This is a genomic window from Streptomyces sp. NPDC008313 (assembly GCF_042956125.1).
Lineage (GTDB): Bacteria > Actinomycetota > Actinomycetes > Streptomycetales > Streptomycetaceae > Streptomyces.
The window spans coordinates 150,150-169,944 of record NZ_JBIBFR010000002.1; the positions used below are offsets into that span (position 1 = coordinate 150,150).

The following is a 19,795-nucleotide window of genomic DNA, read 5'->3' on the forward strand; positions in this document are numbered from 1 at the left end:
GCCGCGCCGCCGGGGGTGCCGTGGCGGCGGACGGCGGCGGGGACGCGGAAGGCCGGGGCGCCCCCGGCGCCCCGGCCCTGTGCCGTGTCGTACGCGGGGTCAGAACCGTCCGGCGCCGAGGTCCCGGGAGACCGAGCGGGCGCAGTCCCGCACCGCCGCGATCAGCTCGGGCCGCAGCTCGCCGTCCTTGCAGACCCGCTCCACGGCGCCGGTGATGCCCACCGCGCCCACCGGCATCCGCCGCTGGTTGTGGATGGGCGCCGCCACCGAGGCCACGCCCGTCCAGGTCTCCTCGACGTCCGCCGCGTACCCGCGGGCCCGGGTCAGGTCCAGGACGTTCTCGAACAGGTCCAGCTCGCTCACGGTGCGCGGGGTGAAGGTGCGGCGTTCCGCCTCCACGACCTCGCTGTGCGCCACCGGGTCGTACGCCGAGAGCACCTTGCCCAGCGCCGTGGAGTGCAGTGGCTGCATGGCGCCGACCTCCAGCACCTGACGGCTGTCGTCGGGCCGGAAGACGTGGTGCACGATCAGCACGCCCCGCTGGTGCAGCACGCCCAGATAGACGCTCTCGCCGCTGGAACGGGCCAGATCGTCCGTCCACACCAGCGCCCGCGCCCGCAGCTCGTGCACGTCGAGGTACGTGGTGCCCAGACGCAGCAGCTCGGCGCCGAGCTGATAGCGCCCGGAGGCCGCGTCCTGCTCGACGAAACCCTCGTGCTGGAGGGTCCGCAGTATCCCGTGCGCCGTACCCTTGGCCAGGCCCAGCGAGGAGGCGATGTCCGACAGGCCGAGCCGTCGCTCACCGCCCGCGAGCAGCCGCAGCATCGCGGCCGCCCGTTCGAGCGACTGGATGTTCCGTGCCATCCCAGTCCCGCCTCCGTCCCCTTGACCGCCGACGTGCGACTCCGCTGACGTCGTTCGGCAATGCCGAACACTACCGTTCATGGACCGCCTCCCGCCAACGGGTGACGGACCCATGTTTCACCGTCCCCCGCCCGAGGTCGTGCACCGGGCCCCCCGAACGTCCGTCCGTCCGCCCCGTGGACGCCCCCACGCCCGCTCGGCGGCTTGGGGCTACGCTGGCGGCGTGCGCCTTCCACGAGAAGCCGCAAAGCCGACAGCCGTCGCACTCCAGGGAGCACCTACATGGCCTCGTCGCCGAACCCGTCCCCTACGTCCGACTCCGCGGTGAGTCCGGCCGGCCCCGCGGACAGCCGGGCCAGGACCGACGCACTCCGCCACGCCCTCGCCACCCGCGTCGTGGTGGCCGACGGAGCGATGGGCACGATGCTCCAGGCGCAGGACCCCACGCTCGAGGACTTCGAGAACCTCGAGGGCTGCAACGAGATCCTCAACCTCACGCGCCCCGACGTCGTCCGCTCCGTCCACGACGCGTACTTCGCGGTGGGCGTCGACTGCGTCGAGACCAACACCTTCGGCGCGAACCTCGCGGCCCTCGGCGAGTACGACATCGCCCACCGCGTCCACGAACTCTCCGAGGCGGGCGCCCGCATCGCCCGCGAGGCCGCCGACGCGTTCACCGCCTCCACCGGCCGGCAGCGCTGGGTACTGGGCTCCATGGGCCCCGGCACCAAGCTGCCGACCCTCGGCCACGCCCCGTATACCGCGCTGCGCGACGCCTACCAGCGAAACGCCGAGGGCATGATCGCCGGGGGCGCCGACGCCCTGCTCGTGGAGACCACCCAGGACCTGCTGCAGACCAAGGCGTCCGTGCTCGGCGCCCGCCGCGCCCTCGACGCCACCGGCACCGACCTCCCGCTGATCGTCTCCGTGACCGTCGAGACCACCGGCACCATGCTCCTCGGCTCCGAGATCGGTGCCGCCCTCACGGCGCTTGAGCCGCTCGGCATCGACATGATCGGACTGAACTGCGCCACAGGCCCGGCCGAGATGAGCGAGCACCTGCGCTACCTCGCCCGCCACTCCCGCATCCCGCTGTCCTGCATGCCCAACGCCGGTCTGCCCGTCCTCGGCAAGGACGGCGCGCACTACCCGCTGAGCGCCCCCGAGCTCGCCGACGCCCAGGAGACGTTCGTGCGCGAGTACGGGCTCTCGCTGGTCGGAGGCTGCTGCGGCACCACCCCCGAGCACCTGCGCCAGGTCGTCGAGCGCGTCCGCGACCTCACGCCCGCCGAGCGCAGCCCCCAGCCCGAGCCCGGCGCCGCCTCGCTGTACCAGACCGTGCCCTTCCGCCAGGACACCGCCTACATGGCGATCGGCGAGCGCACCAACGCCAACGGCTCGAAGAAGTTCCGCGAGGCCATGCTGGAGGGCCGCTGGGACGACTGCGTGGAGATGGCCCGCGACCAGATCCGCGAGGGCGCCCACATGCTCGACCTGTGCGTCGACTACGTAGGCCGGGACGGCGTCGCCGACATGGAGGAGCTCGCCGGACGCTTCGCCACCGCCTCGACGCTGCCCGTCGTCCTCGACTCCACCGAGGTCGACGTGCTGCGCGCGGGCCTGGAGAGGCTCGGCGGCCGCGCCGTTCTCAACTCCGTGAACTACGAGGACGGCGACGGCCCCGAGTCGCGGTTCGTGAAGGTCACCCGCCTCGCCCAGGAGCACGGCGCCGCCCTGATCGCGCTGACCATCGACGAGGTGGGCCAGGCCCGCACCGTCGAGACCAAGGTCGCCGTCGCCGAACGGCTCATCGAGGACCTGACGACGAACTGGGGCATCCACGAGTCGGACATCCTCATCGACTGCCTCACCTTCACCATCTGCACCGGCCAGGAGGAGTCCCGGGGGGACGGTCTCGCCACCATCGAGGCGATCCGCGAACTGAAGCGCCGCCGCCCCGGTGTCCAGACCACGCTCGGCCTGTCCAACATCTCCTTCGGCCTCAACCCGGCCGCCCGCATCCTGCTCAACTCCGTCTTCCTCGACGAGTGCGTCAAGGCCGGGCTCGACTCCGCGATCGTGCATGCCAGCAAGATCCTGCCGATCGCGCGCTTCGACGAGGAGCAGGTCACCACCGCCCTCGACCTCATCTACGACCGCCGCCGCGAGGGCTACGACCCCCTCCAGAAGCTGATGGCCCTGTTCGAGGGCGCCACCGCCAAGTCCCTCAAGGCCGGCAAGGCCGAGGAACTGGCCGCGCTGCCCCTGGAGGAGCGGCTCAAGCGCCGCATCATCGACGGCGAGAAGAACGGCCTGGAGGCCGACCTCGACGAGGCCCTCGCCGACCGCCCCGCGCTCGACATCGTCAACGACACCCTGCTGGACGGCATGAAGGTCGTCGGCGAGCTGTTCGGCTCCGGCCAGATGCAGCTGCCGTTCGTCCTCCAGTCCGCCGAGGTCATGAAGTCCGCGGTCGCCCACCTCGAACCGCACATGGAGAAGTCGGATTCCGAGGGCAAGGGCACCATCGTGCTGGCCACCGTCCGCGGCGACGTCCACGACATCGGCAAGAACCTCGTCGACATCATCCTGTCCAACAACGGCTACAACGTCGTCAACCTCGGCATCAAGCAGCCCGTCTCCGCGATCCTGGAGGCGGCCGAGGAGCACCGGGCCGACGTCATCGGCATGTCCGGCCTCCTGGTCAAGTCCACGGTGATCATGAAGGAGAACCTGGAGGAGCTCAACCAGCGCGGCCTGGCCTCCGGCTACCCCGTCATCCTTGGCGGAGCCGCCCTGACCAGGGCCTACGTCGAACAGGACCTCCACGAGATCTACCAGGGCGAGGTCCGCTACGCCCGGGACGCCTTCGAGGGCCTGCGCCTGATGGACGCGCTGATCGCCGTCAAGCGCGGAGTTCCCGGCGCCAGTCTCCCCGAGCTGAAGCAGCGCAGGGTGCGGCCCGCCGCCACCGCCGCCGTCGAGGAGCGCCCTGAGGAGGGCGCGGTCCGCTCCGACGTCGCCACCGACAACCCGGTCCCCGCCCCGCCCTTCTGGGGCACCCGGATCGTCAAGGGCATCCAGCTCAAGGAGTACGCCTCCTGGCTGGACGAGGGCGCCCTGTTCAAGGGCCAGTGGGGGCTCAAGCAGGCCCGCACCGGCGAGGGGCCCTCCTACGAGGAACTGGTGGAGACCGACGGGCGGCCCCGGCTGCGCGGCCTCCTGGACAGCCTGCAGACCGACAACCTCCTCGAGGCGGCCGTCGTCTACGGCTACTTCCCCTGCGTCTCCAAGGACGACGACCTGATCGTCCTGGACGAGCAGGGCAACGAGCGCACCCGCTTCACCTTCCCCCGCCAGCGCCGCGGCCGCCGGCTGTGCCTGGCCGACTTCTTCCGCCCGGAGGAGAGCGGCGAGCAGGACGTCGTCGGCTTCCAGGTCGTCACCGTCGGCTCCCGGATCGGTGAGCGGACCGCCCAGCTCTTCGAGGCCAACTCCTACCGCGACTACCTCGAACTGCACGGCCTGTCCGTACAGCTGGCGGAGGCCCTGGCCGAGTACTGGCACGCGCGCGTCCGCTCGGAACTCGGCTTCGCCGGGGAGGACCCGGCCGACGTCGAGGACATGTTCGCCCTCAAGTACCGGGGCGCCCGTTTCTCCCTCGGCTACGGCGCCTGCCCCGACCTGGAGGACCGGGCCAAGATCGCCGCGCTGCTGGAGCCCGAGCGCATCGGCGTCCACCTCTCGGAGGAGTTCCAGCTCCACCCCGAGCAGTCCACGGACGCCATCGTCATCCACCACCCGGAAGCCAAGTACTTCAACGCCCGCTAGGACGCCCGCACCGAAGGCCCCGGCGCCACACCAGGCGTTCCGGTCCCGCACGTCGTAGACTGGTCGGTCCACCGCAGGCCGGTTCCCCTCGTGGGAACCGGCCTGACCGTCCCTCAAGGAGGTACGTGGATGACCAGTACTGTCCCCGCTCTCGGAACCCTTCCCCAGGCTCCCGGCGCCGCTCGGCCAGGGGGCATCCCTGCGACCGAGGGCTCCACCCTGCAGGCCGTGCTCCTCGACATGGACGGAACCCTGGTGGACACCGAGGGCTTCTGGTGGGACGTCGAGAGGGAGGTCTTCGCCTCCCTCGGCCACACCCTCGACGACTCCTGGCGTCACGTGGTGGTCGGCGGACCCATGACCCGCAGCGCGGGTTTCCTGATCGAGGCCACCGGCGCCGACATCACCCTCGCCGAACTCACCGTCCTGCTCAACGACGGGTTCGAGCAGCGCATCGACCGCGACCTGCCGCTCATGCCCGGCGCCACCCGGCTGCTCACGGAACTCTCGGCGTACGGGATCCCGACCGCCCTGGTGTCCGCCTCGCACCGGCGCATCATCGACCGCGTCCTGACCTCGCTCGGCCCGCACCACTTCGCCCTCACCGTGGCGGGCGACGAGGTGGAGCGGACCAAGCCCTTCCCCGACCCCTATCTGCTCGCGGCCGCCGGCCTCGGCGCCGAAGCGGCCCGGTGCGCCGTCGTGGAGGACACCGCCACCGGTGTGGCCGCCGCCGAGGCGGCCGGCTGCCACGTGGTCGCCGTGCCCTCCGTCGCTCCCATCGCGCCCGCGGCCCGCCGTACCGTCGTGACGTCCCTGGAAGAGATCGATCTCGCTTTCCTGCGCGGACTGATGACGGAAAGGCGCTAGGCCCTTCACCCAGCGTGCGGGAACTCGCCCGGGGGGTAAACCCGGTGGCGACTGCACGGAACAATTCGCGGGGTGCCGGATGGCCGAATCCCGGTACCGCCGAACCCTCGCGGCGGTGTGATGTTCGCCACTTGACGGAGGGTCGACGCTGGGTCCGGCGTGTGCTCTTGCCCCCATTTCGGAGGGGCATGCCGTGCCCTTGTGTCCCGATTGGTGGAACGCTGCACGAATCCTTCCGCTGTCGGGTTATCGGTGCGTCCACGTCCGGTTTCACAGCGTGATGGAAGTCCAACTCCGGTCGCTGCGGGTGGTCCTGGCGGCGCGGACTAATGTCGTCGCGAGAACATCGCCGTAACCCCGTGACCCGACCGCACCACCCCTGTATGCCGGGTTCATGGAATCGACAGCTCTGGAGAAACTCGAGCATGAACCGTAAGACTTTGGTGCTGCCGGCCGTGATCGGTCTGCTCGCGCCGGTTCTCGCCGCCTGTGGCGGGTCCGACAGCGGGGACAAGGGCGGGGACGCCATCGTCGTCGGCACCACGGACCGGTTCACCGTCTCGAAGGCGGCACCGGCCCCCGTCGACCCGGCCTGGGCCTACGACGTCGGCACGTGGAACATCCTCCGCCAGACCGTGCAGACCCTGATGGCCCAGCCGCGCGGCGACGGTGAACCGCAGCCCGAGGCGGCCGAGGAGTGCCACTTCTCCGACAGCGGCAACGAGCGCTACTCCTGCACCCTGCGCAAGGACCTGAAGTTCTCCAACGGTGACCCGGTCACCGCGAAGGACGTCAAGTTCTCCATCGACCGCGCGCTGTCCCTCAAGGCCGACAGCGGCGTCTTCGCCCTGCTGTCGACCGTCGAGCTGGTCGAGACGAAGGGCGACCGCGAGGTCATCTTCCACCTCAACAGCCCCGACGCGACCTTCCCGTTCAAGCTGTCGACCCCGGTCGCCGGCATCGTCAACCCCGACGACTACGAGAAGGGCAAGCTCCGCGAGGGCTTCCAGGTCGACGGCTCGGGTCCCTACACCCTCGACAGCGAGGTCAAGGGCGACCAGCTCGTCAAGGCCGTCTTCACCAAGAACCCGAACTACAAGGGTCTGCTGAAGCCGAAGAACGACAAGGTCGTCCTGAAGTCGTTCGACGACGCGAACGCCATGAACACGGCGCTCCAGGACGGCGACATCGACCTGATGACCCGTTCGATGACCCCGGCGCAGATCAAGAAGCTGTCCAACGCCACGGACAGCAAGATCGACCTGGTCGAGATGCCCGGTCTGGAGATCCGCTACCTCGGCTTCAACACCGGCGCCTCCTCGGTGAAGACGAAGGCCGTCCGCCAGGCCATGGCCCAGGTCATCAACCGCGGCGAGCTGATCTCCAAGGTGTACGGCTCCCAGGCCGATCCGCTGTTCTCGATGGTCCCCGCCACCATCACCGGGCACTCCAACTCGTTCTTCAACAAGTACGGCGAACCGAGCACCGGCAAGGCCAAGAACCTGCTGAGCAAGGCCGGCATCACCACTCCGGTCACCCTCACCCTGCACTACACGACCGACCACTACGGCTCGGCCACCAAGCAGGAGTTCGAGGTGCTGAAGAAACAGCTCAACGCGAGCGGCCTGTTCGACGTCACCGTCAAGGGCGCCCCGTGGGACAAGTTCCGTCCCGCGGAGATGAAGGGTGACTACGACGTCTACGGGATGGGCTGGTTCCCCGACTTCCCGGACGCGGACAACTACCTCGCCCCGTTTCTCGACAAGGACAACACCCTCGGCTCGCCGTACGCCAACAGCGACATCCGCAGCAAGCTGATCCCCGAGTCCCGGCGCGAGGCCGACCGTCTGGCCGCCTCCGACAGCCTGACGAAGATGCAGGACATCATCGCCGACGACGTACCGCTGCTGCCGCTGTGGCAGGGCAAGCAGTACATCGCCACCCGCGACGACATCACGGGTGCCGAGTGGGCCATCAACTCCTCCTCCACGCTGCAGCTCTGGGAGCTCGGCCGCGGTGTGAGCGAGTGACGCGAGCCGCCCGCGGCGGCCGGTAGCGCACACGGGAGTGGGGCGCCCCCTCGGGGGGCGCCCCACTTTCGTCTGCTGTCCCGTCTTCGCCGTCCGGCCCGCTACTGGGCGCCGGGACGGACCAGACCGCTCTCGTACGCGTAGACCGCGGCCTGCACCCGGTCGCGCAGGCCCAGCTTGGTCAGCACATGGCCCACGTGCGTCTTCACGGTGGTCTCACTGACGAAGAGGTCTGCGGCGATCTCCGCGTTCGACAGGCCGCGCGCCACGAGCTTCAGCACCTCCACCTCACGCTCGGTCAGCGTGTGCAGGGTGTCCGGCACCGGCTCGTCGCCGGACGGCAGGTGGTCCGCGTACTTGTCGAGCAGCCGGCGTGTGATGCTCGGCGCGAGCATCGCCTCGCCCGCCGCCACCACCCGGATCGCCTGCACCAGCTCGTTGGCCGGGGCGTCCTTCAGCAGGAAGCCGCTGGCACCGGCGCGCAACGCCTCCACCACGTACTCGTCGAGGTCGAAGGTCGTCAGCACCAGGACCTTGGCCGGACCGTCCCGGCCGGGGCCGGTGATCTGACGGGTCGCCTCGACCCCGTCCATGCGCGGCATGCGGATGTCCATCAGGACCACATCGGGCTGCAGGGCACGTACCTGATCGAGCGCCTGGAGGCCGTCTCCGGCCTCGCCGACGACCGCGAGGTCCTGCTCGGCCTCCAGGATCATCCTGAAGCCGGTACGCAGCAGCGGCTGGTCGTCGACCAGTAGGACGCGGATGGCCACGTAAGTCTCCTTCGCCGGGGTATCAGACACCCCCTAGTCCGGCCCCATTCTGCCCTGCTCCCTCCCGCGCGACTCGGGCGCCCTGACCGGGGACCGCCGCGCGCTCGGGGCCGGCCCGCTTCAGCCGCCGGCCGGGTCCGCTCCCGTGCCCACGTCCGTTCCCGCGCCCACGTCCGCTCCGGCGAGCGGCAGCGGGTACGGCGGGGGAGTGCCGCCGAACTCCGGGCACACCTCCTGGTGGTCGCACCAGCCGCAGAGCTTGCTGGGCCGGGGCCGCCAGTCGCCGGTCTCGGTGGCCACCCGGATCGCCTCCCACAGCGCGAGCAGCTTGCGCTCCACCCTCTCCAGATCCGCGATCACCGGGTCGTACGTCAGTACGTCACCGCTGCCCAGGTAGACGAGCTGGAGGCGGCGCGGGACCACCTGCTTCAGCCGCCACACCACCAGCGCGTAGAACTTCATCTGGAACAGTGCGCCCTCCGCGTACTGCGGACGCGGCGCCTTCCCCGTCTTGTAGTCGACGATCCGCACCTCGCCGGTGGGCGCGACGTCGACCCGGTCGATGATGCCGCGCAGCCTGAGCCCCGACTCCATCTCGGCCTCCACGAACAGCTCGCGCTCCGCCGGTTCGAGCCGGGTCGGGTCCTCCAGGGTGAACCAGCGCTCCACCAGCCGCTCGGCCTGGCCCAGCCAGGTCGCCATCCGCTCGCCCTCCGGGTCGTCGGCGAACAGCTCCACGACCTCCGGGCGGGTCTCGCGCAGCCGGTCCCACTGGCCGGGGATCAGCGACTTGGCCCGCGGCACGGTCCGGTCGGCGGCCGGCGCGTCGAAGAGCCGCTCCAGCACCGCGTGCACCAGGGTGCCCCGGGTGGCCGCCTCGCTCGGCTTCTCCGGCAGCCTGTCGATCACCCGGAACCGGTAGAGCAACGGGCACTGCATGAAGTCACCGGCACGCGAGGGCGACAACGAGGCGGGCGGAGCGGCGGGTCTGCGCGCGACCGAGTCCGCGACGGTCTCCGTGACCGCGTCCGCGACGGTGCCCGTGACCGTGTCCGCGACGGTCTCCGTGATCGTCCGCGCGACGCCCTTCGGCGGTCGCGCCGCGCCGCCGTCGCCCGCCGTGTCCTCGGTGCTCGTCTCCATGACCACAGACTTTACGGCCCGGCACCGACAGCGCCCCAGCCGTCGTCCCGCCCGACGGCGACGGTGCGTGGCGCACCGGGAGCGGGGGGTGCCGGGGCGGAACGCGCCGGGACGGCCGCATACCATCGACGACAGACCCTCCCGCCCCTCATGATCGGGGGTGGGAGACGCTTCGAACGAGGGGACATCGTGGACGAGAGCGGCGGGAGCGGGAAGCCGCGCTCCGGCGACGACGAGGCGACCGAGCACCACGACAGGCCCGCGGCCGCCCCCGAGCCAGACCCGGACACACGGGCGCCCGAGCCGGCAGGCCCCGGCGCGCACCACCCCGGCCCGTCCGGCCCGGCGGACGGGGAAGCCGCCGGCCAGGACCCCGCGGACGGGGGAGCCGACGACGGGCCGGACGGCCACGGACCCGCCGGGCCGGGGCGCACGGACCACGGATCCGCCGGTGCCGACACGGCCGCCGGCCAGGGAGCCGGCGGCCGGGACCGCGCCGGGGACGGGGCGCCCGCGGGCGCCGCGCCCGGTGACCGTCCGCCCGCCAGGACACGGGCCCGTGCCGGGCGCAGGGGAAGGGCGGCCCGGGACGGAAAGGACCCCGGCGGAGGCATCCTCATGGGGCGGCCCTTCGGTGTCCCCGTGTACGTCGCACCCAGCTGGTTCCTGGTCGCCGCGCTGATCACCTGGGTCTTCGGCGGCCAGCTCGACCGCGTCCTGCCCGAGCTCGGCGCCGCGCGCTATCTCGTCTCCCTCTTCTTCGCGGTCGCCTTCTACGCCTCCGTACTCGTCCACGAGCTCGCCCACACCATCGCGGCGCTCCGCTTCAAGCTGCCCGTGCGCCGCATCCAGCTCCAGTTCTTCGGCGGCGTCTCCGAGATCGAGAAGGAGTCCGACACCCCGGGACGGGAGTTCGTCCTGGCCTTCGTCGGCCCGCTCCTGTCCCTCGTCCTCTCCGGCGTCTTCTACCTCGCCATGCAGGCCGTCGAACCGGGCACCGTCCCCGGCGTGCTGCTCGCCGGGCTGATGGTCTCCAACCTGCTCGTCGCCGGGTTCAACCTGCTGCCGGGCCTGCCCCTCGACGGCGGCCGGATGCTCCGCGCCGTCGTCTGGAAGATCACCGGAAAGCCCATGAGCGGCACCGTCGCCGCCGCCTGGGTCGGCCGCGCCCTCGCCGTCTGCGTCCTCATCGGCCTGCCCCTGCTCACCCAGACCGGCGTTCTCGGCTCCGACGCCGAGGACATCAGCGGCATGGACACCGTCACCGACGCCCTGCTGGCCGCCATCCTCGCCGCGATCATCTGGACCGGCGCCGGGAACAGCCTGCGCATGGCCCGCCTGCGTGAACACCTCCCGGAGCTCCAGGCCCGCTCCCTCACCCGGCGCGCGGTCCCCGTCGAGACCGGCACCCCGCTCTCCGAGGCCCTGCGCCGCGCCAACGACGCGGGCGCCCGCGCCCTCGTCGTCGTCGACCCCGACGGAGAGCCCGTCTCCCTCGTCCGCGAGGCCGCCATCGTCGGCGTTCCCGAGCACCGGCGGCCCTGGGTCGCCGTCAGCGGACTCGCCCAGGACCTCACCGACGGCATGCGCCTGTCCGCCGAGCTCGCCGGCGAGGAACTCCTCGACGTCATGCGCGCCACACCCGCCACCGAGTACCTGGTCGTCGAGGACTCCGGCGAGATCTACGGAGTGCTCTCCGCGGCCGACGTGGAGCGCGCCTTCGTCAAGGCCATGGCCCGCCCCAGCTGAGCCCGCCCGCCGGTCCCCGGCCGGGGACCGGCGTGGTCCGCGCGCCCCGCCGGGACCGGTAGGCTGGTCACATGTCCGAACCGACCGGTGCCGCCCGCAGGCGCGGGCCCTTCAAGGTCGGGGACCAGGTTCAGCTGACCGACCCCAAGGGCCGCCACTACACGTTCACGCTCGAGGCCGGGAAGAACTTCCACACCCACAAGGGTTCCTTCCCCCACGACGAGCTGATCGGCGCTCCCGAGGGCAGCGTTGTCCGCACCACGGGGAACGTCGCCTATCTCGCGCTGCGCCCCCTGCTCCCCGACTACGTCCTGTCCATGCCCCGCGGCGCCGCCGTGGTCTACCCGAAGGACGCGGGGCAGATCCTGTCCTTCGCCGACATCTTCCCCGGCGCACGCGTCGTCGAGGCCGGCGTCGGCTCCGGATCGCTCAGCGCCTTCCTGCTGCGCGCCATCGGTGACCAGGGCATGCTGCACTCCTACGAGCGCCGCGAGGACTTCGCCGAGATCGCCCAGCAGAACGTGGAGCGCTACTTCGGCGGTCCCCACCCGGCCTGGCAGCTCACCGTCGGCGACCTCCAGGACAACCTGAGCGACACCGACGTCGACCGCGTCATCCTCGACATGCTCGCCCCCTGGGAGTGCCTGGAGGCCGTCTCCAAGGCGCTCGTCCCCGGCGGCATCCTCTGCTGCTACGTCGCCACCACCACCCAGCTCGCCCGGACCGTCGAGTCCATCCGCGAGATCGGCTCCTTCAACGAGCCGACCGCCTGGGAGACGATGATCCGCAACTGGCACATCGAGGGCCTGGCCGTCCGTCCCGACCACCGGATGATCGGCCACACCGGCTTCCTGCTCACCGCACGCCGCCTCGCGGACGGTGTCGAGCCGCCCATGCGCCGCCGCCGCCCCGCCAAGGGCGCCTACGGCGAGGACTACGCAGGCCCGAACGCCGACGGCGGTACCGGCCGCTGACCCTCCAACGCACCGCGGCCGTGGCCGAGTTCCCCGTACCGTCGGGGAACTCGGCCACGGCTTTTCTCCGTTGACGGGCCCGAGCGTCCGCCGACGGCCGGGAGCCACTCGCGACCCCGGCGTTCCCCAGCGGTGTGACGTGTGGCACCATGCTGGCCACCCCACCGGCACAGCCCCACGCAGGAGACACTCCTAGTGCAGCAATCCGCCGTTCCGGAACTGGCACACACGCACACCCGCCCCATCCACTGGCTCGCCACCGCCACCGCGCTGGCCGGGGTAGTCGCGCTCTCCTCCGTGCTGCAGCCCGGCTCCGCGACCGCCGCCCAGCCCGGCACCGAGGCGAAGGCCGCCCACGCGCCGGCCGCCGCGGCACCCGATCCCAAGGGCGTCGACTTCCCCGTCGAGTGCGGCCCCGTCAAGGCCCTCGTGCGCGAGAAGGCCTCCGGAGACCTCGACGGCGACGGCCGCCCCGAGACCGTGGCCGTCGTCCGCTGCGACGCGGGCTCGGGCACCCCGCCCGACGGCGTCTACGTCCTCACCCAGGCCGCCGGTGCCGCGCACCCGCGGGTGGTGGCCACCCTCGTCGACCCCCGGGACCGCACCAGCGTCACCGACTTCGCGCTCCGCGACGGCGCCGTCACCGCCACCCTGCTCGGCTACTCGTCCCAGGACGTACCCAGTTGCTGCCCCGACGTGACGGACCACGCCAAGTGGCAGTGGCGCGACGGCGCGTTCGTCCGCTCGACCCCCTCCGAGGCCCGCAGCGTCTGAGGCGGGGGCCCTGGGCCGCGCCGGCCGCGTGAGAAAGCGGACGGCCGATGACGTCGAGTGGCCCTCAGGTCACTCGGCGTCCGGACCGTAGACCTCGACCCTGTCCGAAACCCGGCGTACGTGGATGCAGTCGCCGGGGCACTCCTTCGCCGAGTCCGCGACATCGCGCAGAAGCGTCAGCGGTACGGGCGTTGTGGCGCCCGGAGCCTGCAGCAGCTCGTCGCCCGCGCCCTTCACGTACGCCAGACCGTCGATGTCCAGCTCGAAGACCTCGGGCGCGTACTGGGCGCAGATCCCGTCGCCCGTACACAGATCCTGATCGATCCAGACCTCCAGCGCCTCGGCGCGGCCTCCGGCCTCCTGCTGCACGCTCACATCTCCTGCCGTTTCCTGCTCCGAGGCGTCCGAAATGCCTACAAGTCGGGCCAGCCCTGACGGGTGTTGAACACTTCGACCCTACCTCCGCCTGCTTCCCCCACCGGTTGTGTGGGTATTCCCCTGGCGTGAGGGAGAGCGCAAGGGTGAAGATCGGACACACCCCCACAGTCTTTGTGATCTAGGGGTTTCAATCGACACCCACCCAGGTAGGGTCTGGAAGCGTCCAGCTCCCCTTGGAGGAGGTGAGGACCGTGGCAGCCCACGACGACGACATGAACCGCGGCATCCGCCCGGGACGAGGGTCCGACGACCCCGCCGGAGAGATTGCCTATCTTGAGCAGGAGATCGCCGTCCTGCGACGCAAGCTCGCCGACTCTCCGCGGCACACGAGGATTCTCGAAGAGCGGATCGTCGAGCTGCAGACCAACCTGGCCGGCGTGTCCGCGCAGAACGAGCGGCTCGCGAGCACGCTCCGTGAGGCCCGCGACCAGATCGTGGCCCTCAAGGAGGAGGTCGACCGGCTCGCACAGCCGCCGGCCGGCTTCGGTGTCTTCCTCACGGCGAACGAGGACGGCACGGCCGACATCTTCACCGGCGGCCGCAAGCTGCGGGTGAACGTCAGCCCCGGCGTCGAGCTCGACGAGCTCAGGCGCGGCCAGGAAGTGATGCTGAACGAAGCGCTCAACGTGGTCGAGGCCATGGAGTACGAGAGCGTCGGGGACATCGTCACCCTCAAGGAGATCCTCGAGGACGGCGAGCGGGCCCTCGTCATCGGGCACACCGACGAGGAGCGGGTGGTACGGCTCGCCGAGCCGCTGCTGGACGTCACCATCCGCGCCGGCGACGCCCTGCTTCTCGAACCCCGCTCCGGCTATGTCTACGAGGTCGTTCCCAAGAGCGAGGTCGAGGAGCTCGTCCTCGAAGAGGTCCCGGACATCGGCTACGAGCAGATCGGCGGACTGGGCAACCAGATCGAACTGATCCGCGACGCGGTCGAGCTCCCCTACCTCTACCCCGACCTGTTCAAGGAGCACGAACTGCGGCCGCCCAAGGGTGTCCTGCTGTACGGGCCCCCGGGATGCGGCAAGACGCTCATCGCCAAGGCCGTCGCCAACTCGCTGGCCAAGAAGGTCGCCGAGGTGACCGGCCAGGCGGCGGGCAAGAGCTTCTTCCTCAACATCAAGGGACCCGAGCTCCTCAACAAGTACGTCGGTGAGACCGAGCGGCAGATCCGCCTCGTCTTCCAGCGCGCACGTGAGAAGGCCAGCGAGGGCACGCCCGTCATCGTCTTCTTCGACGAGATGGAGTCCCTCTTCCGCACCCGCGGCTCCGGCGTCAGCTCGGACGTGGAGAACACCATCGTCCCCCAGCTGCTCGCCGAGATCGACGGTGTCGAGGGCCTGGAGAACGTGGTCGTCATCGGTGCCTCCAACCGCGAGGACATGATCGACCCCGCGATCCTGCGCCCCGGCCGGCTCGATGTGAAGATCAAGATCGAGCGCCCGGACGCCGAGGCGGCCAAGGACATCTTCGCCAAGTACCTCACCGAGCGGCTCCCCCTGCACACCGACGACCTCGGTGAACACGGCGGAGACCGGGCGGCCACGGTGCACGGCATGATCCAGACCGCGGTGGAACAGATGTACGCCGAATCCGAGGAGAACCGCTTCCTCGAGGTCACCTACGCCAATGGCGACAAGGAAGTCCTCTACTTCAAGGACTTCAATTCCGGCGCCATGATCGAGAACATCGTCGGACGCGCCAAGAAGGCGGCCATCAAGGCCTTCCTCGAACAGAAGCAGAAGGGCCTTCGGGTCTCCCATCTCCTCCAGGCGTGTGTGGACGAGTTCAAGGAGAACGAGGACCTGCCCAACACCACCAACCCCGACGACTGGGCCCGCATCTCCGGAAAGAAGGGCGAGCGGATCGTGTACATCCGCACCCTTGTCACCGGAAAGCAGGGAGCGGACACCGGTCGCTCCATCGACACCGTGGCCAATACCGGCCAGTACCTGTAAAACACAGGGCGGCTGCGGGTGCCCACCACGGGTATCCGCAGCCGACTGCTTTTCCGGCCACGGCTGGAGCACAGCAATGACGCAAATGATCTCCCCACCAGCGCAGAGGCGTTCTAGGCTCTTTCGTACCGCCGGGTCGCGCAGTGCGGGGACGGGCACCGCACACGCACCGGAGCACCAGCGGTACTTGAGCAGCGCCCCCGACCGAGGGCGCCGCCGGGCAAGGAGGGCCGCATGACCGTACGGCGAGTAATGGGCATCGAGACGGAGTACGGGATCTCCGTCCCCGGCCACCCGAACGCCAATGCCATGCTCACCTCGTCCCAGATCGTCAACGCCTACGCGGCGGCGATTCACCGGGCGCGCCGCGCCCGCTGGGACTTCGAGGAGGAGAACCCGCTGCGTGACGCGCGGGGCTTCGACCTCGCCCGCGAGGCGGCGGACAACAGTCAGCTCACCGACGAGGACATCGGCCTCGCCAACGTCATCCTGACCAACGGCGCGCGGCTCTACGTGGACCACGCGCACCCCGAGTACAGCGCCCCCGAGGTCACCAACCCCCTCGACGCCGTGCTCTGGGACAAGGCCGGCGAGCGCATCATGGCCGAGGCCGCCGAGCGCGCCGCCCAGCTCCCCGGCGCCCAGCCGATCCACCTCTACAAGAACAACACCGACAACAAGGGCGCCTCCTACGGCACGCACGAGAACTACCTGATGAAGCGGGAGACGCCCTTCTCGGACATCGTGCGCCACCTGACGCCCTTCTTCGTCTCCCGCCAGGTCGTCACCGGCGCCGGACGGGTCGGTATCGGCCAGGACGGCCACGAGCACGGCTTCCAGCTCAGTCAGCGCGCCGACTACTTCGAGGTCGAGGTCGGACTGGAGACCACCCTCAAACGGCCGATCATCAACACCCGGGACGAACCGCACGCGGACGCGGAGAAGTACCGCAGGCTGCACGTCATCATCGGCGACGCCAACCTGTCCGAGATCTCGACCTATCTGAAGCTGGGCACGACGGCCCTGGTCCTGTCCATGATCGAGGACGGCTTCATCGCCGTCGACCTCGCCGTCGACCAGCCCGTGCGCACGCTCCACCAGGTCTCGCACGACCCCGGGCTCCAGCACCTCATCACCCTGCGCAGCGGACGCACACTGACCGCGGTCCAGCTCCAGATGGAGTACTTCGAGCTCGCCCGCAAATACGTCGAGGAGCGGTACGGCGTGGACGCGGACGACCAGACCAAGGACGTGCTGGCCCGCTGGGAGGACGTCCTGGGCCGTCTGGAGAGCGATCCGATGAGTCTGGCCGGGGAGCTGGACTGGGTGGCCAAGCGGGAGCTCATGGAGGGCTACAGGCGCCGTGACGGACTCGACTGGGACGCCGCCCGGCTCCACCTCGTCGACCTCCAGTACGCCGACGTACGGGCCGACAAGGGCCTGTACAACCGGCTGGCGGCCCGCGGGAGGATCAAGCGCCTGCTGGACGAGGCCGACGTCGAGCGGGCCCGTACGCAGCCGCCGGAGGACACCCGCGCCTACTTCCGCGGGCGCTGCCTCGAGCAGTACGCGGACGACGTGGCGGCGGCCTCCTGGGACTCGGTCATCTTCGACCTGCCGGGCCGGGACTCCCTCCAGCGGGTGCCAACCCTCGAGCCGCTTCGCGGAACGCGTAATCATGTCAAGGAGCTCCTGGACCGCTGCCGCACCGCGGACGACCTGGTCAGGGTCCTGTCGGGCGGCTGAGCCGGCCGGGGCGGCCGGGGCGGCGAGAAACCCCGGGCGGGGTGCAAAGGGGCCGCGTCCGGGAATCATCGAGGTGGCCCCCGCACGTTGTGACAACTGCGGGGCCGATGTCGGACCCTGCTTGTAGGGTCTGATCAAGAACGTCGAACCGAGCGGGGTGAGGGTTATGGCGACCAAGGACACCGGCGGCGGGCAGCAGAAGGCCACGCGTTCCACCGAGGAGGCCGAGGAGCAGACGCAGGAAGCCCAGGCGACCGACGACCTCAAGGAACGCCAGGAGAAGCTGAGCGACGACGTCGACTCGGTGCTGGACGAGATCGATGACGTACTCGAGGAAAATGCAGAGGATTTCGTGCGAAGCTTCGTGCAAAAAGGTGGAGAGTAAAGGCCGCTGTGGCGCGTCACCTTCGAAGTGAAAATGGCGGGGGGCGTGGTGGCCGGCGAGCCGGATGCGAAGCGATGCAGGAAATGCAAGCGCGAACTGCCTCGTGCCGCATTTGCGCGGGACAAGAACCGGAGAGACGGCCTCCAGGTGGATTGCCGAGAGTGCGTGGCGGAGTACAGCGCCGCGCACTATCGGCGCCGCCGGGAGGCGCTCGGGAAGTCGGTCCGCGAGAAGGTCGAGATTCCAGAGGGCTACAAGCTGTGCCGGACCTGTGGAGAGGTGAAGCCGCACAGCGAGTGGCACCGCAACGCGACGGCGTCCGACGGCCTCTCGACGCGCTGCAAGGCCTGCCGGGCGATCCAGGGCCGGCAGGGCCATCTGAAGCGCCAGTACGGCATCACCGAAGCCGAGCGTGACGAGTTGATCGCCTCTCAGGCGGGGGTCTGCTGCATCTGTTTGGCGACTGTGCCCGAGCATGTGGATCACTGCCACGAGACGGGTAGGGTCCGAGGCGTACTGTGCTTCAGCTGCAATGCCGCACTGGGGCAGTTCAAGGATCGGCCCGATGCCATAAGGCGGGCTGCCGCATACGTGGAAGGAATCGCGTGGAAGCCAACACTCGTAGCACCGGGCGTCTACCAGCTGCCTTCCTGACGCCCGGGTCGTCGTCCTTCGTGGACTTCCTGTCCGTGCACCAGCCCGAAATGCTCCCCGGCAACCGCACGTTGCCGCCGGTGGCGGGGGCGATCGAGGCGCCGCACGGCACGACCATCGTGGCCGCCACGTTCCCCGGGGGCGTGGTGCTCGCAGGTGACCGCCGGGCCACCATGGGCAACGTCATCGCACAGCGCGACATCGAGAAGGTCTTCCCGGCGGACGAGTACTCGGCGGTGGGCATCGCCGGTACGGCGGGTCTGGCCGTGGAGATGGTGAAGCTGTTCCAGCTGGAGCTGGAGCACTTCGAGAAGGTGGAGGGCGCCACGCTCTCCCTGGAGGGCAAGGCGAACCGGCTCTCCACGATGATCCGGTCGAACCTGGGCATGGCCATGCAGGGCCTGGCCGTCGTGCCGCTGTTCGCGGGGTACGACGTGGACCGCGAGCGGGGCCGGATCTTCTCGTACGACGTGACCGGCGGCCGCTCCGAGGAGCACGGATTCGCCGCGACGGGCTCCGGTTCGATCTTCGCCCGGGGCGCGATGAAGAAGCTGTACACCAAGGATCTGTCCGAGGAGCAGGCGACGACGCTGGTCGTGCAGGCCCTGTACGACGCCGCCGACGACGACTCGGCGACGGGCGGCCCGGACGTGGCCCGCCGGATCTACCCGATCGTCACCGTGATCACCGATGAGGGATTCCGCAGGCTCACCGACGCCGAGTCCTCCGAGATCGCCCGCGCGATCCTGGAGCGGCGTATGGAGCAGCCCGACGGCCCGCGTGCCGCGCTGCTCTGACCCCGTCCCCTCTTGTGAGTGACCCCGTGACTTCTCCAGAAAGGGATGGATAACCGGTGTCGACGCCGTTCTATGTGTCACCCCAGCAGGCGATGGCCGACCGGGCGGAGTACGCCCGCAAGGGCATCGCGCGCGGCCGGAGCCTGGTCGTGCTGCAGTATGCCGACGGCATCGTGTTCGTCGGCGAGAACCCGTCCCGCGCGCTGCACAAGTTCAGCGAGATCTACGACCGGATCGGTTTCGCGGCCGCCGGCAAGTACAACGAGTACGAGAACCTGCGGATCGGCGGTGTGCGGTACGCGGATCTCAGGGGCTACACGTACGACCGCGACGACGTCACGGCGCGTGGCCTGGCGAACGTCTACGCGCAGACGCTGGGCACGATCTTCTCCAGTGCGGCGGAGAAGCCGTACGAGGTGGAGCTCGTGGTCGCCGAGGTGGGGGAGACTCCGGAGGGCGACCAGATCTACCGGCTGCCGCACGACGGATCGATCGTGGACGAGCACGGCTCGGTCGCGGTCGGCGGCAACGCCGAGCAGATCAGCGGCTATCTCGACCAGCGCCACCAGGACGGCATGACGCTGGCGGAGGCGCTGAAGCTGGCCGTGCAGGCGCTGTCGCGGGAGCCGAACGGCGGTGAGCGGGAGATTCCCGCCGAGCGCCTGGAGGTCGCGGTGCTGGACCGTACGCGTCCGCAGCAGCGCAAGTTCAAGCGGATCGTGGGCCGCCAGCTGGGGCGTCTGCTGGAGGCCGGCGGGGCCTCGACGGCGGCCGAGGCGGAGGACACCGAGGACGAGGAGTGAGCCGTC

General features: G+C 70.2%; 16 protein-coding genes. 12 read left to right on the forward strand and 4 right to left on the reverse strand.

Annotated features, from left to right (window positions below):
• Positions 1–99: 99 nt before the first annotated feature.
• On the reverse strand, positions 100–864 hold the full coding sequence (locus tag ACFY93_RS03480; protein WP_391353191.1) for an IclR family transcriptional regulator C-terminal domain-containing protein: 765 nt from the start codon (positions 862–864) through the stop codon (positions 100–102).
• A gap of 282 nt (positions 865–1,146) precedes the next feature.
• Here ACFY93_RS03480 and metH point away from each other — a divergent pair, with 282 nt between their 5' ends.
• The 3 genes from metH to ACFY93_RS03495 all read left to right on the forward strand — a co-directional run bounded on the left by metH (position 1,147) and on the right by ACFY93_RS03495 (position 7,595).
• Complete coding sequence (gene metH / locus ACFY93_RS03485) at positions 1,147–4,695, forward strand: methionine synthase (RefSeq protein ID WP_391353193.1); 3,549 nt, start codon at positions 1,147–1,149, stop codon at positions 4,693–4,695.
• Positions 4,696–4,824: 129 nt separating this feature from the next.
• Positions 4,825–5,565 carry an HAD-IA family hydrolase gene (locus tag ACFY93_RS03490; protein WP_391353195.1) on the forward strand — a complete coding sequence of 247 codons (741 nt, stop codon included), beginning with the start codon at positions 4,825–4,827 and terminating at the stop codon, positions 5,563–5,565.
• Between the two features lie 425 nt (positions 5,566–5,990).
• A complete protein-coding gene (locus tag ACFY93_RS03495) occupies positions 5,991–7,595 on the forward strand; it encodes an ABC transporter substrate-binding protein (RefSeq protein WP_391353196.1) in 1,605 nt (534 codons plus the stop codon).
• 101 nt (positions 7,596–7,696) lie between these two features.
• Here the strand turns inward: ACFY93_RS03495 and ACFY93_RS03500 are convergent, their stop codons facing one another.
• The gene (locus ACFY93_RS03500; protein ID WP_391353198.1) at positions 7,697–8,368 is read right to left on the reverse strand and encodes a response regulator; all 672 of its coding nucleotides are present in this window, start codon (positions 8,366–8,368) and stop codon (positions 7,697–7,699) included.
• A 120-nt stretch (positions 8,369–8,488) separates the two neighbouring features.
• Positions 8,489–9,511: a PD-(D/E)XK nuclease family protein gene (locus ACFY93_RS03505; protein WP_391353200.1), complete on the reverse strand. Its 1,023-nt coding sequence runs from the start codon at positions 9,509–9,511 to the stop codon at positions 8,489–8,491.
• Between the two features lie 189 nt (positions 9,512–9,700).
• On the opposite strand from ACFY93_RS03505, the gene ACFY93_RS03510 reads away from it, so the two are divergent.
• The 3 genes from ACFY93_RS03510 (at position 9,701) to ACFY93_RS03520 (ending at position 13,008) form a co-directional block, all read left to right on the forward strand.
• The gene (locus tag ACFY93_RS03510) at positions 9,701–11,260 is read left to right on the forward strand and encodes a site-2 protease family protein (protein ID WP_391353202.1); all 1,560 of its coding nucleotides are present in this window, start codon (positions 9,701–9,703) and stop codon (positions 11,258–11,260) included.
• Positions 11,261–11,331: 71 nt separating this feature from the next.
• On the forward strand, positions 11,332–12,234 hold the full coding sequence (locus ACFY93_RS03515; protein ID WP_391353203.1) for a tRNA (adenine-N1)-methyltransferase: 903 nt from the start codon (positions 11,332–11,334) through the stop codon (positions 12,232–12,234).
• A gap of 195 nt (positions 12,235–12,429) precedes the next feature.
• Positions 12,430–13,008 carry a hypothetical protein gene (locus ACFY93_RS03520; protein WP_391353205.1) on the forward strand — a complete coding sequence of 193 codons (579 nt, stop codon included), beginning with the start codon at positions 12,430–12,432 and terminating at the stop codon, positions 13,006–13,008.
• Positions 13,009–13,077: 69 nt separating this feature from the next.
• Here the strand turns inward: ACFY93_RS03520 and ACFY93_RS03525 are convergent, their stop codons facing one another.
• Complete coding sequence (locus ACFY93_RS03525; protein ID WP_391353206.1) at positions 13,078–13,383, reverse strand: ferredoxin; 306 nt, start codon at positions 13,381–13,383, stop codon at positions 13,078–13,080.
• Positions 13,384–13,637: 254 nt separating this feature from the next.
• Here ACFY93_RS03525 and arc point away from each other — a divergent pair, with 254 nt between their 5' ends.
• From arc to prcA, 6 genes are all read left to right on the forward strand, one after another.
• Positions 13,638–15,404, forward strand: coding sequence for a proteasome ATPase (gene arc, locus ACFY93_RS03530; protein WP_391353207.1), 1,767 nt, complete (start codon positions 13,638–13,640; stop codon positions 15,402–15,404).
• Positions 15,405–15,638: 234 nt separating this feature from the next.
• A complete protein-coding gene (gene dop / locus ACFY93_RS03535; protein ID WP_391353208.1) occupies positions 15,639–17,150 on the forward strand; it encodes a depupylase/deamidase Dop in 1,512 nt (503 codons plus the stop codon).
• A 166-nt stretch (positions 17,151–17,316) separates the two neighbouring features.
• Positions 17,317–17,535, forward strand: a complete 219-nt coding sequence (locus ACFY93_RS03540) for a ubiquitin-like protein Pup (RefSeq protein WP_391353210.1) — start codon at positions 17,317–17,319, stop codon at positions 17,533–17,535.
• Between the two features lie 33 nt (positions 17,536–17,568).
• On the forward strand, positions 17,569–18,189 hold the full coding sequence (locus ACFY93_RS03545; RefSeq protein ID WP_391353576.1) for an endonuclease domain-containing protein: 621 nt from the start codon (positions 17,569–17,571) through the stop codon (positions 18,187–18,189).
• Entirely contained in the window at positions 18,141–18,986 is an 846-nt protein-coding gene (prcB, locus tag ACFY93_RS03550; RefSeq protein ID WP_391353211.1) for a proteasome subunit beta, read from the forward strand. The genes ACFY93_RS03545 and prcB overlap by 49 nt, the downstream gene beginning before the upstream one ends.
• Positions 18,987–19,042: 56 nt before the next feature.
• The gene (prcA, locus tag ACFY93_RS03555) at positions 19,043–19,789 is read left to right on the forward strand and encodes a proteasome subunit alpha (RefSeq protein ID WP_391353213.1); all 747 of its coding nucleotides are present in this window, start codon (positions 19,043–19,045) and stop codon (positions 19,787–19,789) included.
• The last annotated feature ends 6 nt before the right edge of the window (positions 19,790–19,795 follow it).

Excerpts from the sequence above, each read along its gene's own strand:
- ACFY93_RS03480 (WP_391353191.1), bottom strand. The coding sequence starts at position 864 with ATGGCACGGAACATCCAGTCGCTCGAACGGGCGGCCGCGATGCTGCGG.
- metH (WP_391353193.1), top strand. The coding sequence starts at position 1,147 with ATGGCCTCGTCGCCGAACCCGTCCCCTACGTCCGACTCCGCGGTGAGT.
- ACFY93_RS03490 (WP_391353195.1), top strand. The coding sequence starts at position 4,825 with ATGACCAGTACTGTCCCCGCTCTCGGAACCCTTCCCCAGGCTCCCGGC.
- ACFY93_RS03495 (WP_391353196.1), top strand. The coding sequence starts at position 5,991 with ATGAACCGTAAGACTTTGGTGCTGCCGGCCGTGATCGGTCTGCTCGCG.
- ACFY93_RS03505 (WP_391353200.1), bottom strand. The coding sequence starts at position 9,511 with ATGGAGACGAGCACCGAGGACACGGCGGGCGACGGCGGCGCGGCGCGA.
- ACFY93_RS03515 (WP_391353203.1), top strand. The coding sequence starts at position 11,332 with ATGTCCGAACCGACCGGTGCCGCCCGCAGGCGCGGGCCCTTCAAGGTC.
- dop (WP_391353208.1), top strand. The coding sequence starts at position 15,639 with ATGACCGTACGGCGAGTAATGGGCATCGAGACGGAGTACGGGATCTCC.
- ACFY93_RS03540 (WP_391353210.1), top strand. The coding sequence starts at position 17,317 with ATGGCGACCAAGGACACCGGCGGCGGGCAGCAGAAGGCCACGCGTTCC.
- ACFY93_RS03545 (WP_391353576.1), top strand. The coding sequence starts at position 17,569 with ATGGCGGGGGGCGTGGTGGCCGGCGAGCCGGATGCGAAGCGATGCAGG.